This is a genomic window from Streptomyces sp. NPDC033229 (assembly GCF_055576875.1).
The window spans coordinates 130,086-151,099 of record NZ_JBVIQR010000012.1 but is presented as its reverse complement, the minus strand read 5'-3'; the positions used below and the strand labels follow the sequence as shown (position 1 = coordinate 151,099).

The window sequence follows — 21,014 nt, the reverse complement described above, 5'->3', positions numbered from 1 at the left end:
TTACGAATAGTGCGGATGGTCTAGCGCCCGGACTTAGTCGTGCGAGTGCAGCGGCTTGCCGGCCAGGGCCAGGTGGGCCTCGCCCAGGGCCTCGTTCTGCGTCGGGTGCGCGTGGATGAGCTGCGCGACCTCGGCCGGCAGCGCCTCCCAGTTGTAGACCAGCTGGGCTTCGCCGACCTGCTCACCCATACGGTCGCCGACCATGTGGACGCCGACGACGGCACCGTCCTTGACCTGGACGAGCTTGATCTCGCCCGCGGTCTTGAGGATCTTGCTCTTGCCGTTGCCCGCGAGGTTGTACTTCAGGGCGACGACCTTGTCCGCGCCGTAGATCTCCTTGGCCTTGGCCTCGGTGATGCCCACGGAGGCGACCTCGGGGTGGCAGTACGTCACCCGGGGCACGCCGTCGTAGTCGATCGGCACGGTCTTGAGACCAGCCAGTCGCTCCGCTACCAGGATGCCCTCGGCGAAGCCGACGTGCGCGAGCTGGAGCGTCGGGACGAGGTCACCGACGGCCGAGATGGTCGGCACGTTGGTCTGCATGTACTCGTCGACCAGGACGTAGCCGCGGTCCATCGCGACGCCCTGCTCCTCGTAGCCCAGGCCCTGCGAGACCGGGCCGCGGCCGATGGCGACGAGCAGGATCTCGGCCTCGAACTCCTTGCCGTTGGCCAGGGTGACCTTGACGCCGTCGGCGGTGTACTCGGCCTTCTCGAAGAAGGCGCCGAGCGAGAAGTTGATGCCGCGCTTGCGGAAGGCGCGCTCGAGCAGCTTGGAGCTGTTCTCGTCCTCGACCGGGACGAGGTGCTTGAGGCCCTCGACGATGGTCACGTCGGTGCCGAAGGACTTCCACGCGGAGGCGAACTCGACGCCGATGACGCCGCCGCCCAGCACGATCGCGGACTTCGGCACGCGGTCCAGGACCAGGGCGTGGTCCGAGGAGATGATGCGGTTGCCGTCGATCTCCAGGCCCGGCAGCGACTTCGGCGTGGAGCCGGTCGCCAGCAGGACGTGGCGGCCCTGGACGCGCTGGCCGTTCACATCGACGGAGGTCGGGGACGACAGGCGGCCCTCGCCCTCGATGTAGGTCACCTTGCGGGAGGCGACCAGGCCCTGCAGGCCCTTGTACAGGCCGGCGATCACGTCGTCCTTGTACTTGTGGACGCCCGCGATGTCGATGCCCTCGAAGGTGGCCTTGACACCGAACTGCGCGGCTTCACGAGCCTGGTCCGCGATCTCACCGGCGTGCAGCAGCGCCTTGGTGGGGATGCAGCCGTTGTGCAGGCAGGTGCCGCCAAGCTTGTTCTTCTCGATCAGGGCGACGTCCAGACCCAGCTGCGCTCCGCGCAGGGCAGCGGCGTAACCGCCGCTACCGCCTCCGAGGATCACTAGGTCGAAAACGGTGCTGGCGTCGTTCGCCACGTCACGTCCTCCATGCATGGAATACGCCGGAGCCGGTCGTCGATAACCGGGCGGCGGCTGTTGTTCGGCCGCTTTTGCTTCGGCCCTGGGTCAATGGGGCCCTGTCCTGCCGAGACAACATCTTCGCACTTGTTGACGGACGGCGGGACGCCGGGCCGGGCTGTGGGGCGACGGATACGTCACCTTCACGGGTTACTCGCGCGTACGAGTGTGTGGATTTCGTTAAGGGCGAACGAATACCGTGCGACCCCGAGCGGAATGCGCTCGGGGTCGCACGGGTGTGCGAATGACTCAGCCGAGGTCGCCTGCGGCGGTGCGCTCCGCGAGCCGGACCAGGGTGCGCACCGCGGATCCGGTGCCGCCCTTCGGGGTGTAGCCGTACGCGGCGCTCTCGTGGTAAGCGGGGCCCGCGATGTCCAGGTGGGCCCAGGTGATGCCCTCGCCCACGAACTCCTTCAGGAAGAGGCCCGCCACCAGGCCGCCGCCCATCCGCTCGCCCATGTTGGCGAGGTCGGCGACGGGGGTGTCCATGCCCTTGCGCAGCTCGGCGGGGAGCGGCATCGGCCACGCCTGCTCGCCGACCTCCTCGGCGATCTCGTACAGCGACGTGCGGAACGCGTCGTCGTTCGCCATGACGCCGAACGTGCGGTTGCCGAGCGCGAGGACCATGGCGCCGGTCAGGGTGGCGACGTCCACGATCGCGTCGGGGTTCTCCTCCGAGGCCCGGGCGAGGGCGTCGGCCAGGACCAGCCGGCCCTCGGCGTCGGTGTTGAGTACCTCGACGGTCTTACCGCTGTACATCTTCAGCACATCACCCGGGCGGGTGGCGTTGCCGGACGGCATGTTCTCCGCGAGGGCCAGCCAGCCGGTGACGTTGACCTCCACCCCGAGCTTCGCGGCGGCCACGACCGAGGCGAAGACGGCGGCGGCGCCGGCCATGTCGCACTTCATGGTCTCGTTGTGGCCGGCCGGCTTCAGGGAGATGCCGCCCGAGTCGTAGGTGATGCCCTTGCCGACCAGGGCGACGGTCTTCTTCGCCTTGGCGTGGGTGTAGGCGACCCGCACCAGGCGGGGCGGGTTGAGGGAACCCTGGCCGACGCCCATCAGACCGCCGTAGCCGCCCTTGAGCAGCGCCTTCTCGTCCAGCACCTCGACCTTGAGGCCGTGCTCCTTGGCGGCGGCCTGGACGGCCGCGGCGAAGGACTTCGGGTGCAGGTCGTTGGGCGCCATGTTGACCAGGTCGCGGGCGCGGTTGACCTCTTCGGCCACGGCGACGGCGCGCTCGGCGGCGGCCTTGGCCGCCTTGTCGCGGGGCTTGGCCCCGAGGACCGTCACCTCGGCGAGCGGCGCGCTCTTGTCGGCCTTGGCGTCGCCCTTCTTGGCGGAGCCGTTGCCGTCGGCGCGGTAGGCGTTGAAGACGTACGCACCGAGCAGCGCGCCCTCCGCGACGGCCGCGACGGCCTCCGCGTCGTCGACCGGCAGGGCGAACGCGGCCTTCTTCGTGCCCGACAGCGCGCGGGCCGCCGCACCGGCGGCGCGGCGCAGCGCCTCCTCGTCGTAGCCGTCGCCCTTCGCGGGGACGTCACCGAGGCCGACCGCCAGCACGAGGGGGGCCTTGAGGCCGGACGCGGCGGGGAGCTTGGTCACTTCGCCCTCGCCGCCTGCGGCGCCGAGGGTCTCCAGAACGGCGGCCAGCTTCCCGTCGAACGCCTTGTCGACGGCTTCGGCGCCGGGTGCGACGACGGGGCCCTTCGGGCCCTTCGCCACGCCGACGACGACGGCGTCCGCGCGCAGCGTCGCCGCACTGGAAGTGCTGAGAGTCAGAGCAGTCACGGTGGTTGGGTCCCTACTTCCGTTGAGTTTTGACGGCCGGGGGGTGGGCGGCCGCACCCTGCGCATCGTATGCGGCACGCCCGCGCCGCCGGGGTCCGGGCCAGCCGGGCACGCGCGAGCGTATCCCCGCCGGGCCGCGACGGGTTCGCCCGTGACCGCACCGATTTGCCGGATCCGCCGGTCGCCGGGGTCGACGCACGTCGAACGGTGGAGGGAACAACGGCGGTGACGCGCCTGTTCCGGCCCCGCGTTCCGAACGCTTGGCGCGGCGCGTCAGCCGAGCGTCAGCGCGAGCAGCGCGACCGTCGCCGACGTCTCGGCCAGGGCGCCGAAGACATCGCCGGTGACGCCGCCGAAGCGGCGCGTGCAGTGCCGCAGCAGCAGTTCCGCGCCGGCCAGGGCGGCCAGCGCCGCGGCACCCGTCCGCGCCGCCTCGAACCCGAGGGCGTACGGCCCTTGGCGCGGGTCCTCGTACGTGCCGAGGAGCGCGCCCGCCGCCGCGGCCGCGCAGACCGTCAGCGCCGCCACCACCAGCGCCGAGCGCGTGGACACCACCCCTGCCACGGCGGCCCCGAGCCCCTCCGGCCGCGCCGCGGGCACGCCCGCGCGTGAGGCGAGGGTCAGGGCGCAGCGCGCGGCGAGGGCCGCGACCAGAGCCGCGAGGGCGCCGCGCGCCCAGCCCCCGGTGTACAGCTCGTGGAGGGCGGCCACTTGGCCGAGCAGGGTCAGCAGCAGGGTGACGACGCCGAAGGGGCCGATGTCCGACTGCTTCATGATCCGCAGCGCGTCGGCGGCGGGCCTTCCGCTGCCCAGCCCGTCGGCGACATCCGCGAGACCGTCCAAGTGGAGTCCCCTGGTGAGCACGGCCGGCACCGCCACCGTGGCCACCGCGGCGAGCATCGGCCCGGCGCCCAACAGCAGGAACAGCGCCCCCACCAGAGCCGCGAAACCGCCCACGACCAGGCCCGTGAGCGGTGCCGCCAGCATTCCGCCGCGAGCCGCCGGGCGGTCCCAGCGGGTGACGCGCACGGGCAGCACGGTGAGCGTGCCGAAGGCGAAGCGGAGGGAGTCGCCGGGCGTCGCGGGGGCAGGCCGTGGCTGCCCGGGGTCAGGTCTCGTGTCGGTCATCGCGGGCAGGGTATCCCGCCCGCTGTGGGCAGTAGGTTGCCGATAGGGCACGTATCGGGAGCGGGAGTCATGGGTCAGTGGTTGGGCCGCAACATCGTCGAACCGGGCAAGCTGCCGCTGCTGCTGGCGCTCACCGCGTTCGTGCTGACCTTTCTGGTCACCCGCGTCATCACCCGGCTGATCCGGGCGGGCAAGGGCCCCTTCCGTAACGTCAGCGCGGGCAGCGGTCTGCACGTCCACCACGTCGTGCCGGGCATCGTGCTGATGGTGGTCGGCGGCTTCGGCGCGGTCGCCGCGGGCCGGCACGGCTTCGCGGCGGCGGTCTGCGCCGTGCTCTTCGGCACCGGCGCCGGCCTGGTGCTGGACGAGTTCGCGCTCGTCCTGCACCTGGACGACGTGTACTGGACGGAACAGGGCCGCAAGAGCGTCGAGATCGTGGTGCTGACGGCCGCGCTGGTGGGGCTGGTGCTCGCCGGCTCCTCACCGTTCGGGGTGAACGAGCTGACCCCGGACGAGCGGCACCACCGCGGCATCGTGCTGAGCACCGTCGGCACCAACTTCCTGATCGCCCTCTTCGCCCTGGTCAAGGGCAAGCCGCGGATCGCGCTGATCGGGGTGCTGGTGCCGTTCGTCGCGATCGTCGGCGCGGTGCGACTGGCCCGGCCGGGCTCACCGTGGGCCCGGCGCTTCTACCGCCACCGGCGCCGCGCCCGGGCCAAGGCCCGGGCCCGCGCCCACCGCCACGACCAGCGCTGGGAGGCCGTGCGCAACCGGCTTCACGACCTGGTCGCGGGTGCCCCGGACCGCTGACCGCCCTTGGGTGTGTTCGCAAATTCGCGCCCGGCCCACGACGCTCCCCCAGCTACCGCTGGGGGCACCCCCAGGCACGCACGCTCGCTGCGTTGTCGGGCTCGCCCGAGTACGCCCAGTACGAGGACGACCCTCCGCCTTGCGATCACACGCCCCAGACGCCGCGGGCCACGCCCTTCGGGCGTACGCCGCGACTTCGCGGACACACCCTCATCCCGGCCCCGGTAGCAATCCCGCCGTGGCTTGCGCCGCCGCAGTGCCTCCTCCGCGACGCACAGCACCAGCATCGAGGCCACGGCGGCCACATGCTCCTTGCCCGCCAGATTGGGCTTGACGACGGCCTCGCCCACCATGGCGAGCACCACCACCGCACAGGTGAACCAGGCGCGGTAGCGCCAGGTGACGTACACCGCGAGCCCGACGACCGCCGCCGACGGGCCGGTGTCGATGACCTCGGCCGCCTCCGGCGGAAGGCCGAAGGCGGAGTCGGGGCCGATGTGGATGGCCAGCCGGGCGTACATCGTGCCGGCCAGGGTGGCCACGTACGCGACGGCCAGCGTGCGCCACTTGCCCAGGGCGATCTCGGCGATGCCGAAGACGATCAGCACCTGGGCCAGCGCCCCCCACACCGGCAGGTCCAGCGCCGGGACGAACAGCGACAGCGGTGTGCGCAGCAGCGCCAGCCACCACGGCAGCCGCGCCTGCACCGAGCCGAGCTTCTGGACCGGCTCGAAGCCCCAGGGCTGGTTCTGGACGATCTGGAAGACCGCGGTGAGGGCCACGGCCGCAAGGGTCATGGGAATGACCCCCAGACGCTTGGCCACCAGCGTGTGCCGGACGGTGCCGACCAGCGGACCCCACTCGGTGCGAGCGGCGCGACGCAGCGCCGCACGGTTCATCGCCGGCTCTCCAAGTGCTTGCGGTTGAGCCACTTGGGGAGGCCCGGGGCCTCGAGGAAGCCCTCGGCCCGGGCGCTGGAGACGCCGATCCGCAGCAGGTCACTGCTCTTCTCGAACAGCATGAACCGAGGTTCCCAGATGGGGCGGTATTTCGCATTTGCTCGGTAGAGCGATTCGATCTGCCACCAGCGGGAGAAGAAGCTGAGCAGCGAGCGCCACACCCGCAGCACGGGACCCGCCCCGAGCTTCGAGCCGCGCTCGAAGACCGACCGGAACATCGCGAAATTCAGCGAAACCTGGGTGATGCCGAGCCCCTTGGCCTGCTGCAGCAGTTCGATGACCATGAACTCCATCAGGCCGTTCTCGGACTCCCGGTCACGCCGCATCAGGTCCAGCGACAGCCCCTGGGGTCCCCACGGTACGAAGCTGAGCACCGCGCGCAGTTCCCCCTGGCCGTCGTGGCATTCGAGCATCACGCAGCGCCCGTCGTCCGGGTCGCCGAGCCGGCCCAGCGCCATGGAGAAGCCGCGCTCGGTCTCCCCGTCGCGCCAGTCGTCGGCGCGCACCAGCAGCTCGGCCATCTCTGCCTCGGGGATGTCCTCGTGACGGCGGATCCGGACGGTGTAACCGGCGCGCTTGACCCGGTTGTACGCCTGGCGGACCGTTCGCATGGCACGCCCGTCGAGGGTGAACTCGGCGGTCTCCACGATGGCCTCGTCGCCGATCTCCAGGGCGTCCATGCCGTGCCGGGCGTAGATGGTGCCGGCCTCCTCGCTCGCCCCCATCACGGCGGGGATCCAGCCGTGCTCCCGGGCCTCGGCCAGCCATGGCTCGATGGCGCCGGGCCAGGCCTCGGGGTCGCCGATCGGGTCGCCGGAGGCCAGCGACACCCCGCCGACGACGCGGTAGGTGACGGCCGCCTTGCCGGTGGGGGACCAGATGACGCTCTTCTCGCGGCGCAGCGCGAAGTAGCCGAGCGAGTCGCGGTCGCCGTGCTTGTCGAGCAGGGCGCGCAGCCGCGCCTCGTCCTCGGGGGTGAGCGGATCGGTGGCCCGGCGGGCGCGGAAGGCCGCGAAGACCACGAGGAGCAGCAGGATCATGCTCATCACGTTGATGAACACGTCGACCCAGCCGGGGATGGAGATGCCCCGGTAGCGGCTGTCGTCGGCGGCCAGCGAGATCAGCCGCATGACGCCGTAGTGCCAGCGGTCGAGGAAGGTCGAGCGGTAGTCGTCGGTCGCCTGATTGGTGGCGGTGACCAGCAGTGCGGCGATCAGCGAGGTGACCAGCAGCCCGCCGGCGGCGACGGCCGAGGCCAGCTTGGGATTGGCCCGGTCGCCCTTGGCGTAGAACTCCCGGCGGCCCACGAGCAGCGCGAGGACGAACGCGGCGGTCGCCACCAGCGAGAACCAGTTCAGCGGGTGCCGGTTGAACTCCCGGAAGAACATGGCGAAGGCCAGGATCGCCAGCAGCACCCCGGACAGCACGAGGTTCAAGATCCACGAGGCACGCTTGCGCCGGCGCAGGGTGACGGCCATGACCAGCGACCACAGCGCCGACGCGAAGCCCGCCGTCAGCAGATAGGGAGTGAAGAACTCCTCGACGTTGTGCCGGCGGATGTCCGTGCCGAACGACACCCAGACGGCGCTGAGCAGGTTGACGAACGTCACGGCACGCAGGTACCACACGGCGAACGCGGCGGAGCGTCGTGGCCAGGCGCCGCTACGGGCGCCGTCATCCGGAGTCACGCGGACTTCTCCCATGAAAAGTGAGGATATGGGGCACTATCTACGGGGAAGTCCGAAGCGCGACGACGAGGTCGGTCAGGTGCGCTCGGGGAGTTCCGCCGCCAGGGCCGCCGCCGCCCGCACCAGTGGCAGAGCGAGCAGCGCCCCTGTCCCCTCGCCCACAGTGACGCCGTGGTCGAGCAAAGGGTTGAGCGCCATCCGGTCCAGCGCCTTCGCCTGCGCCGGATCGCCGCTCGCCTGCCCCGCCAGCCACCAGTCGGGGGCCCGGAAGGCCACCCGCTGGGCGACCAGGGCACACGCCGCGGAGACGACACCGTCGAGGATGACCGGGGTGCGCCGCACGGCGCTCTGCAGCAGGAAGCCGGTGATCGCCGCGAGGTCCGCGCCACCGCACGCGGCCAGCAGCTCCAACTGGTCGCCGAGGACCGGCCGGGCCCGGCGCAGCGCGTCCCGGATCGCGGCGCACTTGCGCATCCACGCCAGATCGTCGATGCCCGCGCCACCACGGCCGGTGACCACGGAGGCGTCGGTGCCGCACAGCGCGGCGATCAGGGTGCCGGCCGCCGTGGTGCCGCCGACGCTCAGGTCGCCGAGCACGACGAGATCGGTGCCGGAGTCGGCCTCCTCGTCGGCGATCGCCATCCCGGCGCGGAACGCGGCCTCCGCCTCCTCGGCGGTCAGCGCGTCCTCGATGTCGATCCGGCCCGAGCCGCGCCGCACCCGGTGGCGGGTCACGTCCTCGGGCAGCTCGGCCGGGTCGCAGTCGAGCGACATGTCGACCACCCGCAGCCCCGCGCCCAGCCCTCGGGCCAGGATCGCGGCGCTGCTCCCGCCGGTCAGGGCGGCCCGTACGAGCTCGACGGCACCACCCGCCGGGCCGCCGGAGACCCCCAGCCCGGCGACCCCGTGGTCACCGGCGAAGACCAGCAGCTTGGCCCGCTCGACCGGCTTGACGGGCACGGCTCCCTGCGCTGCGGCGAGCCACTCGCCCAGCTCGTCCAGCCGCCCCAGCGAACCGGGCCGCGGGCCGATCCGCTCCCGCCGTTCCTCGGCGTCCCGCCGCACACCGGAGTCGGGCCGCTCGATCAGCGTGGCGAAGTCATCAAGATTCAGACCGCTCATCCGTCGAACACTACCTGTCGCCCTTGGCTCTGCGGGCCGTCTGTGCCGCCTGCGGCGGCGAGCACCCTGCGGGCGCGTCCTCAATCGCCGGACGGGCTGGTGGTGTCCGAGCTCAGCCGAAACCAGCCCGCTGGGGGCACCTCCCAGCGGTAGCCGGGGGAGATCGAGGGCACCGCCGCGCAGCGGAGGTGCGTTCGACACCCAGGCCGCCGGCCGCTATCGCACCGGCAGGGACGCCCTGACCCGGAACCCCGGGGCGCCGCGGTCGCGGGGCCCCGCCTCGCAGCTGCCGCCGAGAGCCGCCGCGCGCTCGCGCATGCCGATCAGGCCGTGGCCGCCGTTGTCCGTGCCGACGGGGGCCGCCCCCGGCGTGAGGGCGGTGCGGCCGGCGCCGTCGTCGAGAACGGTCAGCAGGAGGCTGTCCGGGGCCCGCAGGAGGGCGACCTCGGCGCGGGCACCGGGGCCCGCGTGCTTGTGGACGTTGGTCAGGGCCTCCTGGAGCACGCGGTAGGCGGCCAGGTCGACAGCCGCGGGCAATGGCCCCACGACGCCCGCCGCCCCGGCGGCGCCGGTGGCGGTGGCCGGGCCGTCAGACAGGGTGGAGGACGCGGCGATGTCGACGCGCAGCCCCACCCGGGCGAACCCGTCGACGAGCTGGTCGAGGACGCCGAGACCGGGGGCGGGCTCGGTGGGTGCCTCGGGGTCGCCGTGCTGGCGCAGCAGCCCCACGGTGGCGCGCAGCTCCCCCAGGGCCGAGCGGCTGGCCTCGCGGACATGCGCGAGGGCCTCCTTCGCCTGGTCGGGGCGGCTGTCCATGATGTGCGAGGCGACCCCGGCCTGGACGTTGACCAGCGCGATGTGATGGGCGACGACGTCGTGGAGCTCACGGGCGATGCGCAGCCGCTCCTCGGCCACCCGGCGGCGGGCCTCCTCCTCGCGGGTGCGCTCGGCCCGCTCCGCCCGCTCCTCGATCGCCGCGATGAAGGCGCGCCGGCTGCGGACGGCGTCGCCCGCGGCGGCGGCCATGCCGGTCCAGGCGAACAGACCGAGATTCTCCTGCGCGTACCAGGGCCGGACGCCGAAGAGCATCACGGTGCCGGTGAGGACGGCGACGGTCACCGCGGCGATCCGCCAGGCGGTGGGCCGGTCGGTGCGGGCGGCGACGGTGTAGAGGGCCACCACGGCGGCGAGCGCGATCTGCGTGTGCGGCGGGTCGTCCCCGGTGGAGACGGTCTCCAGAAGGGTGAACGCGCAGGTGAAGGCGAGGACGGCGCGCGGCATCGGGCGGCGCAGGACGAGGCCCGCGCAGGCGAACAGCGACATCACCACGTAGGAGGGCCCCGGCCGGTGCGCCGCGGCGTGCGGGCCGACGTACGCGCCGAGCAGGACGACCATGAGGACGGCGGCGGCCAGGGCGGCGTCGGCGGCGTAGGGGTGCGCGCGCAGCCAGCGGTGCGGGCGGGCGAGACCTGTGGTGGCGAGGGAGGTCATCGAAGGTCCCATCAGGAGGGCCCGGGGCCGGTGCGCCCGGGAGGCGTCCGCGGCCCGATCCCGCCGCGCCCCCGTCCCTGGGTGGGGACGGGGGCGCGGCGAGGTGCCGGAGTGTGCCGGGGCCGCTTCGGCCGGACGAACGGGGCGGACCGGGAGCCGGGAGGTCAGCCGGGGATGAGACCGTCGTCGCTGAGCATCTCGCGCACCTCCGACAGGGAGGCGTCGGGCGCGGGCAGGATCAGCTCGGAGGGCTCGAGGGAGTCGTCGGGCAGCGGATCGCCCAGTCGGCGAACGGCGTCGAGCAGCGCGCCCAGAGTGCGGTGGAAGCCCTCCTCGTCACCGCTCTCCATCTCGGCGAGCAGCTCGTCGTCGAGCTTGTTCAGCTCCACGAAGTGGCTGTCGGCCAGCTTCAGCTGCCCTTCCCCCATGATCCGCACGATCATGACGGTCTCCCTCGGTCGGGTGCGGTGCTTACCGGGTGGCTCACCGGGTCTTCTACTGCTTGTCGAACCGCGGCTGGTCCTGGGTCGTCTGCGGCCGCCCGGCCGCACCGCCCTCGATGGCCTGCTGCCCGGCGCTGCTCCCGCCCGCCAGCTCCGCCTTCATGCGCTGGAGCTCCAGCTCCACGTCCGAGCCGCCCGAGAGACGGTCCAGCTCGGCGGTGATGTCGTCCTTGGCCGTGCCCGTCGGGTCGTCGAGGGCGCCCGAGGCGAGCAGCTCGTCGATGGCACCGGCGCGCGCCTGCATCTGCTGGGTCTTGTCCTCGGCGCGCTGGATGGCCATGCCGACGTCGCCCATCTCCTCGGAGATGCCCGAGAAGGCCTCGCCGATCCGGGTCTGGGCCTGGGCGGCGGTGTAGGTGGCCTTGATGGTCTCCTTCTTCGTGCGGAAGGCGTCGACCTTGGCCTGCAGCCGCTGCGCGGCGAGGGTGAGCTTCTCCTCCTCGCCCTGGAGCGTCTGGTGCTGCGTCTCCAGATCACTGACCTGCTGCTGCAGCGCGGCCCGCCGGGACAGCGCCTCACGCGCCAGGTCCTCACGGCCGAGCGCCAGCGCCTTGCGGCCCTGGTCCTCCAGCTTGGACGACTGGCCCTGCAGCTGGTTCAGCTGGAGTTCCAGGCGCTTGCGGGAGGTCGCCACGTCGGCGACCCCGCGGCGTACCTTCTGGAGCAGCTCGAGCTGCTTCTGGTACGAGTAGTCAAGGGTCTCGCGCGGATCCTCGGCCCGGTCCAGGGCCTTGTTGGCCTTCGCGCGGAAAATCATCCCCATACGCTTCATGACACCGCTCATGGGCCTCGCGCGCCCCCTTCTGACGGACTTTTCGGCTCCGGCACATCTCTCAGAACCCACAGTACGGGCCCTGCTTCCATTACCGCACTGTTCGGGCCCGGATGCGCTCCTCCTCCAGGACGATCACAAGGTCGCCCCCCTCCGGCGCAAGGAGTAGACGTACCCCCGGGAAGGGGTCCGGGGGCCCGCCGGGGAGCCGCCGGGAGCCCACGGGGGAGAGCCGCCGTTGCCGGATCGTTCCCCATGGGGCTGGGGTACCCACCCGGATACCCGTACCCTTGGGTTTTGTGTTCCGAAGCCGTTCGAAGGATGAGCAGGCCGCCGCCGCCAAGGTGACCGCGGACCAGCCCCAGCAGCCCCGTGACCCGCAGGCCCCCAAGGGCCGCCCCACCCCCAAGCGCAGCGAGGCCACCTCGCAGCGCCGCAGCCTGGCTGGCACGCCGACCAACCGCAAGGACGCCGTCAAGCGTCAGCGCGAGGCCCGGCGCGTGGACCTGGCCAAGCAGCGCGAGGCCCTCGCCAGCGGGGACGAGCGCTTCCTGCCCGCCCGCGACAAGGGCCCGATCCGCCGTTTCGCGCGCGACTTCGTGGACTCGCGGTACTCCGTGGCGGAGTTCTTCCTGCCGCTCGCCGTGGTGATCCTGATCCTCAGCATGATCAACAAGGGTGACTTCCAGTCGCTCGTGCTGCTGCTGTGGCTCGTCGTGATCCTCCTGATCGTCATCAACTCCGTGATCACGGCCATGAGCCTCAAGCGCGCCCTCAAGCAGCGCTTCCCCGACGAGAACCTGCGCGGCGCGGTGCCGTACGCCCTGATGCGTACGCTCCAGATGCGCCGGCTGCGCCTCCCGAAGCCGAAGGTCAAGCGCGGGGAGCGGCCCTGAGCGCCCTGGCGTCGGGGTTCGGCGGCGGTGCGCGGGGCTGGCTGAGCGGTCTCGGCGGGTTACGGAACACCGTCCGTCAGGAACTGGTCGCCCGGCAGCTGGACGAGCAGATCGCCGCGCGGTTCCCCGTCGGCAGGCGGTTGCGCGTGCTCGACGTGGGCCTCGGCCAGGGCACGCAGGCGCTGCGGCTGGCCCGCGCCGGCCATGAGGTCACGGGCCTGGAGTCCGACCCGCGCATGGTGGCCGCGGTCCGCGAGGCGCTGGCCGCCGAGCCCGAGGGCATCCGCGAGCGGGTGCGGATCGTCGAGGGCGACGGCCGGGACACCGGCGCGCACTTCCTTCCGGGCGCCTTCGACATCGTGCTCTGCCACGGCGTCCTGATGTACGTACCGGAGCCGGACCCCATGCTCGCCGGGCTCGCCCGGGTGCTCGCGCCGGACGGTCTGCTCTCGCTGGTCGTCCGCAACGCGGACGCGCTCGCGCTGCGGCCGGGGCTGAGCGGGGACTGGGAGGGCGCCCTGGCGGCCTTCGACTCGCCCGCCTACACCAACCGGATCGGCCTGCGCGCGCGGGCGGACCGGCTGGAGACCCTGACGGCGACCCTGGCCGGGATCGGCGCCCCCCTGCACGCCTGGTACGGCGTGCGCGTCTTCACCGACCAGGCGCCGGACGACGGCCCGCCGCCCCCGGTCGCGGAGCTGGAGCGCATCCTGACCGCGGAGGACCGCGCCGGCCGCACCGACCCGTACCGCCGGGTCGCTGCGCTCTTGCACCTGTGTGGTGTCCGGGGTTAGCCGTTATGTCTTTGCCGCCTGCGGCGGCGCCAGCGCGTCCTCAAGTGCCGGACGGGCTTGATTTGGCTGGGCTCAGCCGATTTCAGCCCGTCCGGCGATTGAGGACACCGCCGCGCAGCGGAGGTGGCGCGAGCCGGTCAGGCCTCCGCGGCAGCGGACAGGCTCATCGTGTAGATCTCCGTGTCGTCCTCGAAGAGCGTCACCCGCTCCGCGCCGCCGTCGAGCAGTTCCTTCCAGACTTCGCCGATCCAGGACTCCGCGTCCCCTTGCGTGGTGAACTCCTCCGGCTCCACCGCGGGTGACGTCTCCGTCCCGTCGGCCTTCTCGAACCGCCACGACCACACCATGTCCGCCTCCTGAGTTCTGCCTGCGTTCCTCAAGTGCCACGTGCTGTGCAGCGCAGCCTAACGGTCCGTAAAGGACGTGAAAGGGTGAGCCCCGCGCGCCCGTCGCGCGGGGACGCGAGACGATCGACCTGTGGAACTGACTCTGCTCGGCACCGGAGCCCCCGACGGGCTGCCGCGCCCCGGCTGCCCTTGCGCGTCCTGCGCCACCGCCGTCGGCGACGAGGCGCGGGCCGCGACCGCGCTCCTCGTCGACGGGGCGCTGCTCCTGGACCTCACCCCGGGGCCCGCCTTCGCCGCCGCCCGGGCGGGGCGGTCGATCGCCGGGGTGCGGCAGGTGCTGCTCTCGCACCCGCACGACGGGCCCGCCGTGGAGTTCCCGGCCGGGCTGCCCGCGCCGGGGCGGGTGCCGGACGGCCGGGAGCTGGCGGTCATCAGCGGGCACCGGGTGCGGGCGATGGCCCTGGACGCGCCGGGCACCGGATACGAGGTGACCGGCCCGGAGGGCGAGCGGCTGCTCTATCTGCCGCCGGGCGCGTCCCCGGCGGGGCTCGCGCCCCTGAACTCCTCGGGCCCGTACGACATGGTGCTGCTCGACGTGCTCGGCCGGCCGGACGCCCTGGCCCGGCTGCGGGAGACCGGGGCCGTGGGGGCGACGACGGACGTGCTCGCCGTCCACCTCGACCACGACGTACCGCCGGGCCGCGAGCTGCACCGCAGACTGGCGGCGCTCGGGGCGCGGACCGTGCCGGACGGCACGACGCTCGTGGTCGGCGACTACCACGCGGTGCCGGATCTGCCCCGGCGGACGCTGGTGCTGGGCGGGGCCAGATCGGGCAAGTCGGTGGAGGCCGAGCGGCGGCTGGAGGGGTTCCCCGACGTGGTCTACGTCGCCACGGGCGGCACCCGCGAGGGCGACCGGGAGTGGGCGGCGCGGATCGCCCTGCACCGCGAGCGCCGGCCGGGTTCCTGGCGCACGGCCGAGACCTGCGACCTGGTGCCGCTGCTGGCGGAGGACGGCCCCGCACTGCTGATCGACTGCCTCGGGCTGTGGCTGACCGACGCGATGGACTCCGTGGAGGCCTGGGACGACGCCGTCTGGGCCAACGGCGGCGCGCGGGCCCTGGCCAAGCGCGTCGCGGAGCTGGCCGCGGCCGTCCGCGCCACCCCGCGCACGGTCGTCCTGGTGAGCAACGAGGTCGGCTCGGGCGTCGTCCCGGCCACCGCTTCCGGCCGTCGCTTCCGCGACGAGCTCGGCCGGCTGAACACGGCGGTGGCCACCGAGTGCGAACACGTCCTGCTGGTGGTGGCGGGCCAGCCGCTGCCGCTGCGCGGCTGACCCCAACTCCGCCCGGAGCCCCGGCAACTGACGGGCACCCCGCTGCGTACGCTGGGCGCATGACTGTGCCCAGCGGCGACCGGCCCGTACGCCCCATCCGAGTCCTGCTCGCCGACGACCAGGCACTGCTGCGCAGCGCGTTCCGGGTGCTGGTGGACTCGGAGCCGGACATGGAGGTGGTGGGGGAGGCCGCGGACGGGGCGCAGGCGCTCGAACTCGCCCGTACCCAGGCCCCCGACGTGGTCCTGATGGACATTCGGATGCCCGGCACCGACGGCCTCGCCGCGACCCGCGCGATCTGCTCCGACCGCGCTCTCGCGGCGGTGCGGGTGGTGATGCTGACGACGTTCGAGGTCGACGAGTACGTGGTGCGGTCGCTGCGCGCGGGCGCCTCGGGGTTCCTCGGCAAGGGCGCGGAGCCGGAGGAGCTGCTCGCGGCGATCAGGATCGCGGCGGCGGGGGAGGCGCTGCTGTCGCCCGCCGCGACGAAGGGACTGATCGCGAAGTTCCTGGCGCAGGGCGGGGACTACGACGGCCCGTCCGGTTCCGCCGTGCGGCTCGACGTGCTCACCGGGCGGGAGCGCGAGGTCCTGGTCCAGGTGGCGGGCGGGCTGTCCAACGACGAGATCGGCGAGCGGCTGACGGTCAGCCCGCTGACCGTCAAGACCCACGTCAACCGTGCGATGGCCAAGCTCGGCGCCCGTGACCGGGCACAGCTCGTCGTGATCGCGTACGAGACGGGTCTGGTGCGGCCGCGGGGGGACTGAGGCGTGTCCTCGAGCGCCGGGCGGGGCTCTGTGCTGTGTCCTCGAAGCGCCGGACGGGCTGCCAGTAGCCCGTCCGGGCTTCGAGGGGGCGGCAACCGTTACGGAAGCGCCAGCATCCGCTCCAGGGCCAGCTTGGAGAAGCTGGCGACCTCGGGGTCGACCTCGATCCGGTTCACGACCTTGCCGTCCGCCAGCGACTCCAGCGCCCACACCAGGTGCGGCAGGTCGATGCGGTTCATGGTCGAGCAGAAGCAGACCGTCTTGTCGAGGAAGACGATCTCCTTGCCCTGGTCGGCGAAGCGGTTCGCGAGCCGGCGGACGAGGTTGAGCTCGGTGCCGATGGCCCACTTCGACCCGGCCGGGGCGGCCTCCAGGGTCTTGATGATGTACTCCGTCGAGCCGACGTAGTCCGCCGCCGCCACGACCTCGTGCCGGCACTCGGGGTGCACCAGCACGTTGACGCCCGGGATGCGCTCGCGCACGTCGTTGACCGAGTCCAGCGAGAAACGGCCGTGCACGGAGCAGTGGCCGCGCCACAGGATCATCTTCGCCGCGCGCAGCTCCTCGGCGGTCAGGCCGCCGTTCGGCTTGTGCGGGTTGTACAGCACGCAGTCGTCCAGGGACATGCCCATGTCGCGGACGGCGGTGTTGCGGCCCAGGTGCTGGTCGGGCAGGAAGAGGACCTTCTCGCCCTGCTCGAAGGCCCAGTTCAGCGCCCGCTCGGCGTTGGAGGAGGTGCAGATCGTGCCGCCGTGCTTGCCGGTGAAGGCCTTGATGTCGGCCGAGGAGTTCATGTACGAGACCGGGACGGTCACGTCGGCTATGCCGGCCTCGGTGAGCACGTCCCAGCACTCGGCGACCTGTTCGGCGGTGGCCATGTCGGCCATCGAGCAGCCCGCGGCCAGGTCCGGCAGGACGACCTGCTGGTCCTCCGTGGTCAGGATGTCCGCGGACTCGGCCATGAAGTGCACACCACAGAAGACGATGTACTCGGCGTCGGGCCGGGCGGCCGCGTCGCGCGCGAGCTTGAAGGAGTCCCCGGTCACATCCGCGAACTCGATGACCTCGTCGCGCTGGTAGTGGTGGCCGAGCACGAAGACCTTGCTGCCGAGCTTCGCCTTGGCCGCACGGGCGCGCTCCACCAGGTCCGGATCGGACGCCGCCGGCAGGTCGCCGGGGCACTCCACACCGCGCTCGCTCCGGGGGTCGGACTCGCGTCCGAGCAGCAGGAGAGCGAGCGGGGTGGGCTGGACATCCAAGGGTTGGGCGGTGGTCACGACACGCACCCTTTCTGTTCTGCGGACGGCCGATCCGGCCTTGTCGTCAAGTTGACGCTATCTATCATAACTGCTTCACGTCAGTTTGACGATGACGATCGCGTCGATGTGACGCATTCCCGATCCGGCGGGCTGTGTGCGAGCATGAAAGACGGAAGTCAGAAGTCCAGGCCCGGAATGAATCCGCGGCCTCGCCGGTTGCAGCCGACGGCAAGCAGTCCGCACCGAACCCGGGAGTGAAGCAGATGTCCGTTCAGGACGAGAAGACCACTGTGAGCGACGGCATCCTCCTGTCCGACGCCGCCGCCGCCAAGGTCAAGGGCCTGCTCGAGCAGGAAGGCCGCGAGGACCTCGCGCTGCGCGTCGCCGTTCAGCCCGGTGGCTGCTCCGGCCTGCGCTACCAGCTCTTCTTCGACGAGCGCTCGCTCGACGGTGACGTGGTCAAGGACTTCGACGGCGTCAAGGTCGTCACCGACCGGATGAGCGCCCCGTACCTGGGCGGCGCCTCCATCGACTTCGTCGACACCATCGAGAAGCAGGGCTTCACCATCGACAACCCGAACGCCACGGGCTCCTGCGCCTGCGGCGACTCGTTCAGCTAGTCCGGCCCGGCGGCCGGGCATCCCGGCCGCCCGCCGTACGCATGAAGGCGGCGCCCCCATCGCGGGGGCGCCGCCTTCATGCGTAGGGCTACGGCGCTACTTCGCCTGCTTCTCCGCCACGCGCTCGCCGCTCTTGGCGTCCACGACCTTCCGGTCCTCCAGCGGCTCATCCAGCGTCACCGTCTTCTCGAACGATTTCGCCATCATCACGCAGACCTTGCCGGGCTCCTTCTCCGCGCCCGTGATCTTCACCGTCACCTCGTCCGAGGACTCCTCGGCGGAGGCGGAGAAGTCACTGCACACCCCGCCCCAGAAGCGCAGGGTGAGCTTGTCGCCGTCCACCGTGTAGGACTCCACCGGCAGCGGACCGGACTTCGGCGGGACCGCCGACGGCTTACCGGTCGGCGCCGTCGGCGCCGGTGCCGGCTTGGCGATGAACTTCGGGTCCACCGCCGGCTGGGCGATCGTGATCGTGGCCTTCTTGTCCGCCTTGTCCGCGCCGGGCTGCTGGACCTGGAAGAGCCACGACGGCACCAGCGCCTGCCGCCCGCCCACCGAGTGCGCGGCCAGCGCGAACGAGGCGCCGCGCACCAGCGCGGTCTCCCGCTGCTTCGTCGCCCCCGGGCTCGTCTCCAGGCACGGCGGGGTCGGCTCCACAGCCTGGTCCCCGTTCGTCCCATCCGTGCCGTCCTTGCCGTGCGGGACCGCCGACGCGCAGCCGCCGATGACGACCCGGCCGGTGCCACCGCCCTTGTTCAGCTCCTTGAGCGCCTCCGCGGCCGTGATCAGCGGATACGTGCCGCCCTTCTTCGGGGTCTGGAGCGTCCCGCTGCCGCCCACCAACTGCGCGTCGGCACCGACCTTCAGGCTGGTCTGCCAGCCGTAGGTGGGCACGCCGCCCAGCACCGGCTCCGCCGCGACGGTCCGCACGGCCCCGAAGAGCCCGCTCGCGTCGACCTTGGCGTCGTCCTGGCCGAGCGCCTTGAGCACGGGAGCGGCGGCCCGCTTGGCCTTGTCCTCCGACACGGGCCCCTCCGCGCCGTCCGAGGGTGCCGGGGAGCCGCCCCGGAAGGACGGGCACGGCTTCGACGACGTCGTCCCCGAGGGGTCGGCGCCGGACAGCTCCATCGTCTTCTCCGGCCCCTCACCCGACGGCGGCACACAGGGCTTGCCGCCCGGGATGCCGTACCGCGAGAACGACCAGTTGCCCGGCCCCGTCCGCTGCACCTGAAGGGTCGGCCCGGCCGCGTCCGGGGTGCCGCCCACCTGCCACACGTCCTTGTCGAGCCTCGGCGTGCCCGGCACCTTCAGCACCTTCGCCAGGGCCGCCACCTCGCTCCGGTCGACCTCGCGCCCGGGCAGATAGACGGGCGCGGTCCGCGGCCCGTCGGGCAGCTTCCCCTCGGCCCGGTACCGGGCGCCGTTCGGGTCCGGCTCGCCGACCGCGATGCCCCGGGAGGGGCCACTGCTCCCGCCCGACCGGCCGTAGCCGTCCAGGGCGAGCGGCGCCGGGGCGCCGTTCTCGCCGGGTGCGCCGGGCGGGCTCGTGTCCTTGCCGTCGGCCGCGGTGGTGGCCCAGTACGCGGCGCCGCCACCGGCCAGCAGCACCGCCGCCGCCACCGATACGACCGCCAACGGCGAATGCTTCCGCCGGCGCTTGCTGTCGGGGGTGCCGCCTTCGGTGCTCACCACATCGCTCCTTCGCTCCGCTCAATGTGTGTACTGCGCCATCCCCCGTGAGGGGGACGCCGCTTGGACGGAACACAGGAGCGAGCGGTTCCACGGAGCCTCCAGGGGCGTTCCGGGGGCCGTCAGTCGCCGTAGTCCGACATGCTGTCGATCAGCCGCGCGGACGCCACGGGGACCGAGACGCCGTGGATGCGCGACGGCGATACGGGTACGGGCGCGGGGGCCGGGGCGCTGCTCGTCCAGTGCGGTGCCATCGCCGCGCAACAGCCGCGCAGCTCGTCCAGCGACTCGGGATCGTTCGCGGAAGTGAGAGTGACGTCCTTCACAGGGTTCGGCATACCCGCACCGTAAGCACCATGCGGCACGCGGAGAAAGGCCTACTATTTGGTAATTTTGGCCGTTCAGTGGCTTGAAACGAGCACGGCGACGCTATCCGGACCCGATAGCGTGGTGTGGCTCTTCTTGTTTTTCTCCTTATGTCACCTCGCCCCGCAGGGAGCAGACCAGCCGTGCGTATCGCAGTCACCGGCTCCATCGCCACCGACCACCTGATGACTTTCCCCGGCCGCTTCGCCGATCAGCTCGTGGCGGACCAGCTGCACACCGTTTCGCTGTCCTTCCTGGTCGACGAGCTCGACGTCCGCCGGGGCGGCGTCGGCCCCAACATCTGCTTCGGCATGGGCGTGCTCGGTCTGCGCCCGGTGCTGATCGGTGCCGCCGGCCAGGACTTCGCCGAGTACCGCGCGTGGCTCGACCGGCACGGAGTCGACACCGCGTCGGTGCGGATCTCCGAGGTCCTGCACACGGCCCGCTTCGTCTGCACCACGGACACCGACCACAACCAGATCGCGTCGTTCTACACCGGCGCGATGAGCGAGGCCCGCCAGATCGAGCTGCACCCGGTCGCCGAGCGGGTCGGCGGGCTCGACCTGGTCCTGATCGGCGCGGACGACCCCGAGGCGATGCTGCGCCACACCGAGGAGTGCCGCACCCGCGCCATCCCCTTCGCGGCCGACCCCTCCCAGCAGCTCGCCCGCCTGGAGGGCGAGGACATCCGCCTGCTGATCGAGGGCGCCACGTACCTGTTCACCAACGAGTACGAGAAGGCCCTGATCGAGTCCAAGACGGGCTGGACGGACGTCGAGGTCCTCGCCAAGGTCGGCACCCGCGTCACCACGCTCGGCGCGCGCGGTGTCCGCATCGAGCGCACCGGCGAGCCCGCCATCGAGGTCGGCTGCGCCCAGGAGGAGGCCAAGGTCGACCCCACGGGCGTCGGCGACGCCTTCCGTGCGGGCTTCCTCGCGGGCCTGACCTGGGAGCTCTCCCTCGAGCGCGCCGCCCAGCTGGGCTGCATGCTCGCGACGCTCGTCATCGAGACCCTCGGCACCCAGGAGTACGAGCTGCGCCGCGGCCACTTCATGGAGCGCTTCACCAAGGCGTACGGCGAGGACGCGGCCGCCGAGGTCAAGGCCCACCTGGCCTAGTCGGGGCTCCGCCCCGGACCCCGGTCCTCAAGCGCCGGACGGGCTGCATTCAGCCCGTCCGGCGCTTGAGGACAGAGCACAGCAGCCTGTCCGG

19 protein-coding genes and 1 pseudogene are annotated in these 21,014 nt (G+C 72.3%); 7 read left to right on the top strand and 13 right to left on the bottom strand.

The window, feature by feature from the left end:
- Positions 1–33: 33 nt before the first annotated feature.
- The 3 genes from lpdA to ACZ53N_RS13840 form a co-directional block, all read right to left on the bottom strand.
- Positions 34–1,422, bottom strand: coding sequence for a dihydrolipoyl dehydrogenase (gene lpdA, locus ACZ53N_RS13850; RefSeq protein ID WP_362216454.1), 1,389 nt, complete (start codon positions 1,420–1,422; stop codon positions 34–36).
- A 291-nt stretch (positions 1,423–1,713) separates the two neighbouring features.
- A complete protein-coding gene (locus ACZ53N_RS13845) occupies positions 1,714–3,255 on the bottom strand; it encodes a leucyl aminopeptidase (protein ID WP_469141068.1) in 1,542 nt (513 codons plus the stop codon).
- A gap of 273 nt (positions 3,256–3,528) precedes the next feature.
- Positions 3,529–4,383: an adenosylcobinamide-GDP ribazoletransferase gene (locus ACZ53N_RS13840; protein ID WP_469141067.1), complete on the bottom strand. Its 855-nt coding sequence runs from the start codon at positions 4,381–4,383 to the stop codon at positions 3,529–3,531.
- A gap of 69 nt (positions 4,384–4,452) precedes the next feature.
- On the opposite strand from ACZ53N_RS13840, the gene ACZ53N_RS13835 reads away from it, so the two are divergent.
- Positions 4,453–5,193, top strand: coding sequence for a hypothetical protein (locus tag ACZ53N_RS13835; RefSeq protein WP_469141066.1), 741 nt, complete (start codon positions 4,453–4,455; stop codon positions 5,191–5,193).
- Positions 5,194–5,426: 233 nt separating this feature from the next.
- Here the strand turns inward: ACZ53N_RS13835 and ACZ53N_RS13830 are convergent.
- The 6 genes and pseudogenes from ACZ53N_RS13830 to ACZ53N_RS13805 form a co-directional block, all read right to left on the bottom strand.
- Positions 5,427–6,092, bottom strand: a pseudogene (locus ACZ53N_RS13830) (hypothetical protein); the annotation flags it as partial.
- Positions 6,089–7,855: a phosphatidylglycerol lysyltransferase domain-containing protein gene (locus ACZ53N_RS13825; protein WP_469141065.1), complete on the bottom strand. Its 1,767-nt coding sequence runs from the start codon at positions 7,853–7,855 to the stop codon at positions 6,089–6,091. The pseudogene ACZ53N_RS13830 and the gene ACZ53N_RS13825, both read right to left, overlap by 4 nt.
- Before the next feature lie 60 nt (positions 7,856–7,915).
- On the bottom strand, positions 7,916–8,962 hold the full coding sequence (locus tag ACZ53N_RS13820) for a nicotinate-nucleotide--dimethylbenzimidazole phosphoribosyltransferase (protein WP_469141064.1): 1,047 nt from the start codon (positions 8,960–8,962) through the stop codon (positions 7,916–7,918).
- 216 nt (positions 8,963–9,178) lie between these two features.
- Positions 9,179–10,453 (bottom strand): sensor histidine kinase, encoded by a 1,275-nt coding sequence (locus ACZ53N_RS13815; RefSeq protein ID WP_469141063.1) that lies wholly within the window; start codon positions 10,451–10,453, stop codon positions 9,179–9,181.
- 164 nt (positions 10,454–10,617) lie between these two features.
- Complete coding sequence (gene pspAA, locus ACZ53N_RS13810; RefSeq protein WP_469141062.1) at positions 10,618–10,896, bottom strand: PspA-associated protein PspAA; 279 nt, start codon at positions 10,894–10,896, stop codon at positions 10,618–10,620.
- 52 nt (positions 10,897–10,948) lie between these two features.
- Entirely contained in the window at positions 10,949–11,728 is a 780-nt protein-coding gene (locus ACZ53N_RS13805) for a PspA/IM30 family protein (protein ID WP_130877398.1), read from the bottom strand.
- A gap of 299 nt (positions 11,729–12,027) precedes the next feature.
- Between ACZ53N_RS13805 and ACZ53N_RS13800 the strand changes: the two genes are divergently transcribed.
- Both ACZ53N_RS13800 and ACZ53N_RS13795 read left to right on the top strand, forming a co-directional pair.
- On the top strand, positions 12,028–12,624 hold the full coding sequence (locus ACZ53N_RS13800) for a DUF3043 domain-containing protein (RefSeq protein WP_418098984.1): 597 nt from the start codon (positions 12,028–12,030) through the stop codon (positions 12,622–12,624).
- Between the two features lie 41 nt (positions 12,625–12,665).
- Positions 12,666–13,418 carry a class I SAM-dependent methyltransferase gene (locus tag ACZ53N_RS13795; protein WP_469141102.1) on the top strand — a complete coding sequence of 251 codons (753 nt, stop codon included), beginning with the start codon at positions 12,666–12,668 and terminating at the stop codon, positions 13,416–13,418.
- Between the two features lie 137 nt (positions 13,419–13,555).
- On the opposite strand, the gene ACZ53N_RS13790 is transcribed toward ACZ53N_RS13795, so the two are convergent.
- Positions 13,556–13,765, bottom strand: a complete 210-nt coding sequence (locus ACZ53N_RS13790) for a hypothetical protein (RefSeq protein ID WP_469141061.1) — start codon at positions 13,763–13,765, stop codon at positions 13,556–13,558.
- 130 nt (positions 13,766–13,895) lie between these two features.
- Here ACZ53N_RS13790 and ACZ53N_RS13785 point away from each other — a divergent pair, with 130 nt between their 5' ends.
- Both ACZ53N_RS13785 and ACZ53N_RS13780 read left to right on the top strand, forming a co-directional pair.
- Positions 13,896–15,101, top strand: a complete 1,206-nt coding sequence (locus ACZ53N_RS13785; protein ID WP_469141060.1) for a bifunctional adenosylcobinamide kinase/adenosylcobinamide-phosphate guanylyltransferase — start codon at positions 13,896–13,898, stop codon at positions 15,099–15,101.
- A 59-nt stretch (positions 15,102–15,160) separates the two neighbouring features.
- Positions 15,161–15,868, top strand: a complete 708-nt coding sequence (locus ACZ53N_RS13780) for a response regulator transcription factor (RefSeq protein ID WP_469141059.1) — start codon at positions 15,161–15,163, stop codon at positions 15,866–15,868.
- 98 nt (positions 15,869–15,966) lie between these two features.
- On the opposite strand, the gene nadA is transcribed toward ACZ53N_RS13780, so the two are convergent.
- Positions 15,967–17,145, bottom strand: coding sequence for a quinolinate synthase NadA (gene nadA, locus ACZ53N_RS13775; protein WP_469141058.1), 1,179 nt, complete (start codon positions 17,143–17,145; stop codon positions 15,967–15,969).
- A gap of 245 nt (positions 17,146–17,390) precedes the next feature.
- On the opposite strand from nadA, the gene ACZ53N_RS13770 reads away from it, so the two are divergent.
- On the top strand, positions 17,391–17,747 hold the full coding sequence (locus ACZ53N_RS13770) for a HesB/IscA family protein (RefSeq protein WP_130877393.1): 357 nt from the start codon (positions 17,391–17,393) through the stop codon (positions 17,745–17,747).
- A gap of 96 nt (positions 17,748–17,843) precedes the next feature.
- Here ACZ53N_RS13770 and ACZ53N_RS13765 read toward each other — a convergent pair whose 3' ends face one another.
- The gene (locus tag ACZ53N_RS13765) at positions 17,844–19,436 is read right to left on the bottom strand and encodes a hypothetical protein (RefSeq protein WP_469141057.1); all 1,593 of its coding nucleotides are present in this window, start codon (positions 19,434–19,436) and stop codon (positions 17,844–17,846) included.
- Between the two features lie 122 nt (positions 19,437–19,558).
- A complete protein-coding gene (locus ACZ53N_RS13760; RefSeq protein WP_469141056.1) occupies positions 19,559–19,774 on the bottom strand; it encodes a hypothetical protein in 216 nt (71 codons plus the stop codon).
- Between the two features lie 171 nt (positions 19,775–19,945).
- Here ACZ53N_RS13760 and ACZ53N_RS13755 point away from each other — a divergent pair, with 171 nt between their 5' ends.
- Positions 19,946–20,920 carry a carbohydrate kinase family protein gene (locus tag ACZ53N_RS13755; protein ID WP_469141055.1) on the top strand — a complete coding sequence of 325 codons (975 nt, stop codon included), beginning with the start codon at positions 19,946–19,948 and terminating at the stop codon, positions 20,918–20,920.
- The last annotated feature ends 94 nt before the right edge of the window (positions 20,921–21,014 follow it).

What these genes read in the sequence shown, in the direction of transcription:
- ACZ53N_RS13840 (WP_469141067.1), bottom strand. Translation starts at nt 4,383, where the DNA reads ATGACCGACACGAGACCTGACCCCGGGCAGCCACGGCCTGCCCCCGCG.
- ACZ53N_RS13835 (WP_469141066.1), top strand. Translation starts at nt 4,453, where the DNA reads ATGGGTCAGTGGTTGGGCCGCAACATCGTCGAACCGGGCAAGCTGCCG.
- ACZ53N_RS13825 (WP_469141065.1), bottom strand. Translation starts at nt 7,855, where the DNA reads ATGGGAGAAGTCCGCGTGACTCCGGATGACGGCGCCCGTAGCGGCGCC.
- ACZ53N_RS13820 (WP_469141064.1), bottom strand. Translation starts at nt 8,962, where the DNA reads ATGAGCGGTCTGAATCTTGATGACTTCGCCACGCTGATCGAGCGGCCC.
- ACZ53N_RS13815 (WP_469141063.1), bottom strand. Translation starts at nt 10,453, where the DNA reads ATGACCTCCCTCGCCACCACAGGTCTCGCCCGCCCGCACCGCTGGCTG.
- pspAA (WP_469141062.1), bottom strand. Translation starts at nt 10,896, where the DNA reads ATGATCGTGCGGATCATGGGGGAAGGGCAGCTGAAGCTGGCCGACAGC.
- ACZ53N_RS13805 (WP_130877398.1), bottom strand. Translation starts at nt 11,728, where the DNA reads ATGAAGCGTATGGGGATGATTTTCCGCGCGAAGGCCAACAAGGCCCTG.
- ACZ53N_RS13790 (WP_469141061.1), bottom strand. Translation starts at nt 13,765, where the DNA reads ATGGTGTGGTCGTGGCGGTTCGAGAAGGCCGACGGGACGGAGACGTCA.
- ACZ53N_RS13780 (WP_469141059.1), top strand. Translation starts at nt 15,161, where the DNA reads ATGACTGTGCCCAGCGGCGACCGGCCCGTACGCCCCATCCGAGTCCTG.
- ACZ53N_RS13770 (WP_130877393.1), top strand. Translation starts at nt 17,391, where the DNA reads ATGTCCGTTCAGGACGAGAAGACCACTGTGAGCGACGGCATCCTCCTG.
- ACZ53N_RS13760 (WP_469141056.1), bottom strand. Translation starts at nt 19,774, where the DNA reads ATGCCGAACCCTGTGAAGGACGTCACTCTCACTTCCGCGAACGATCCC.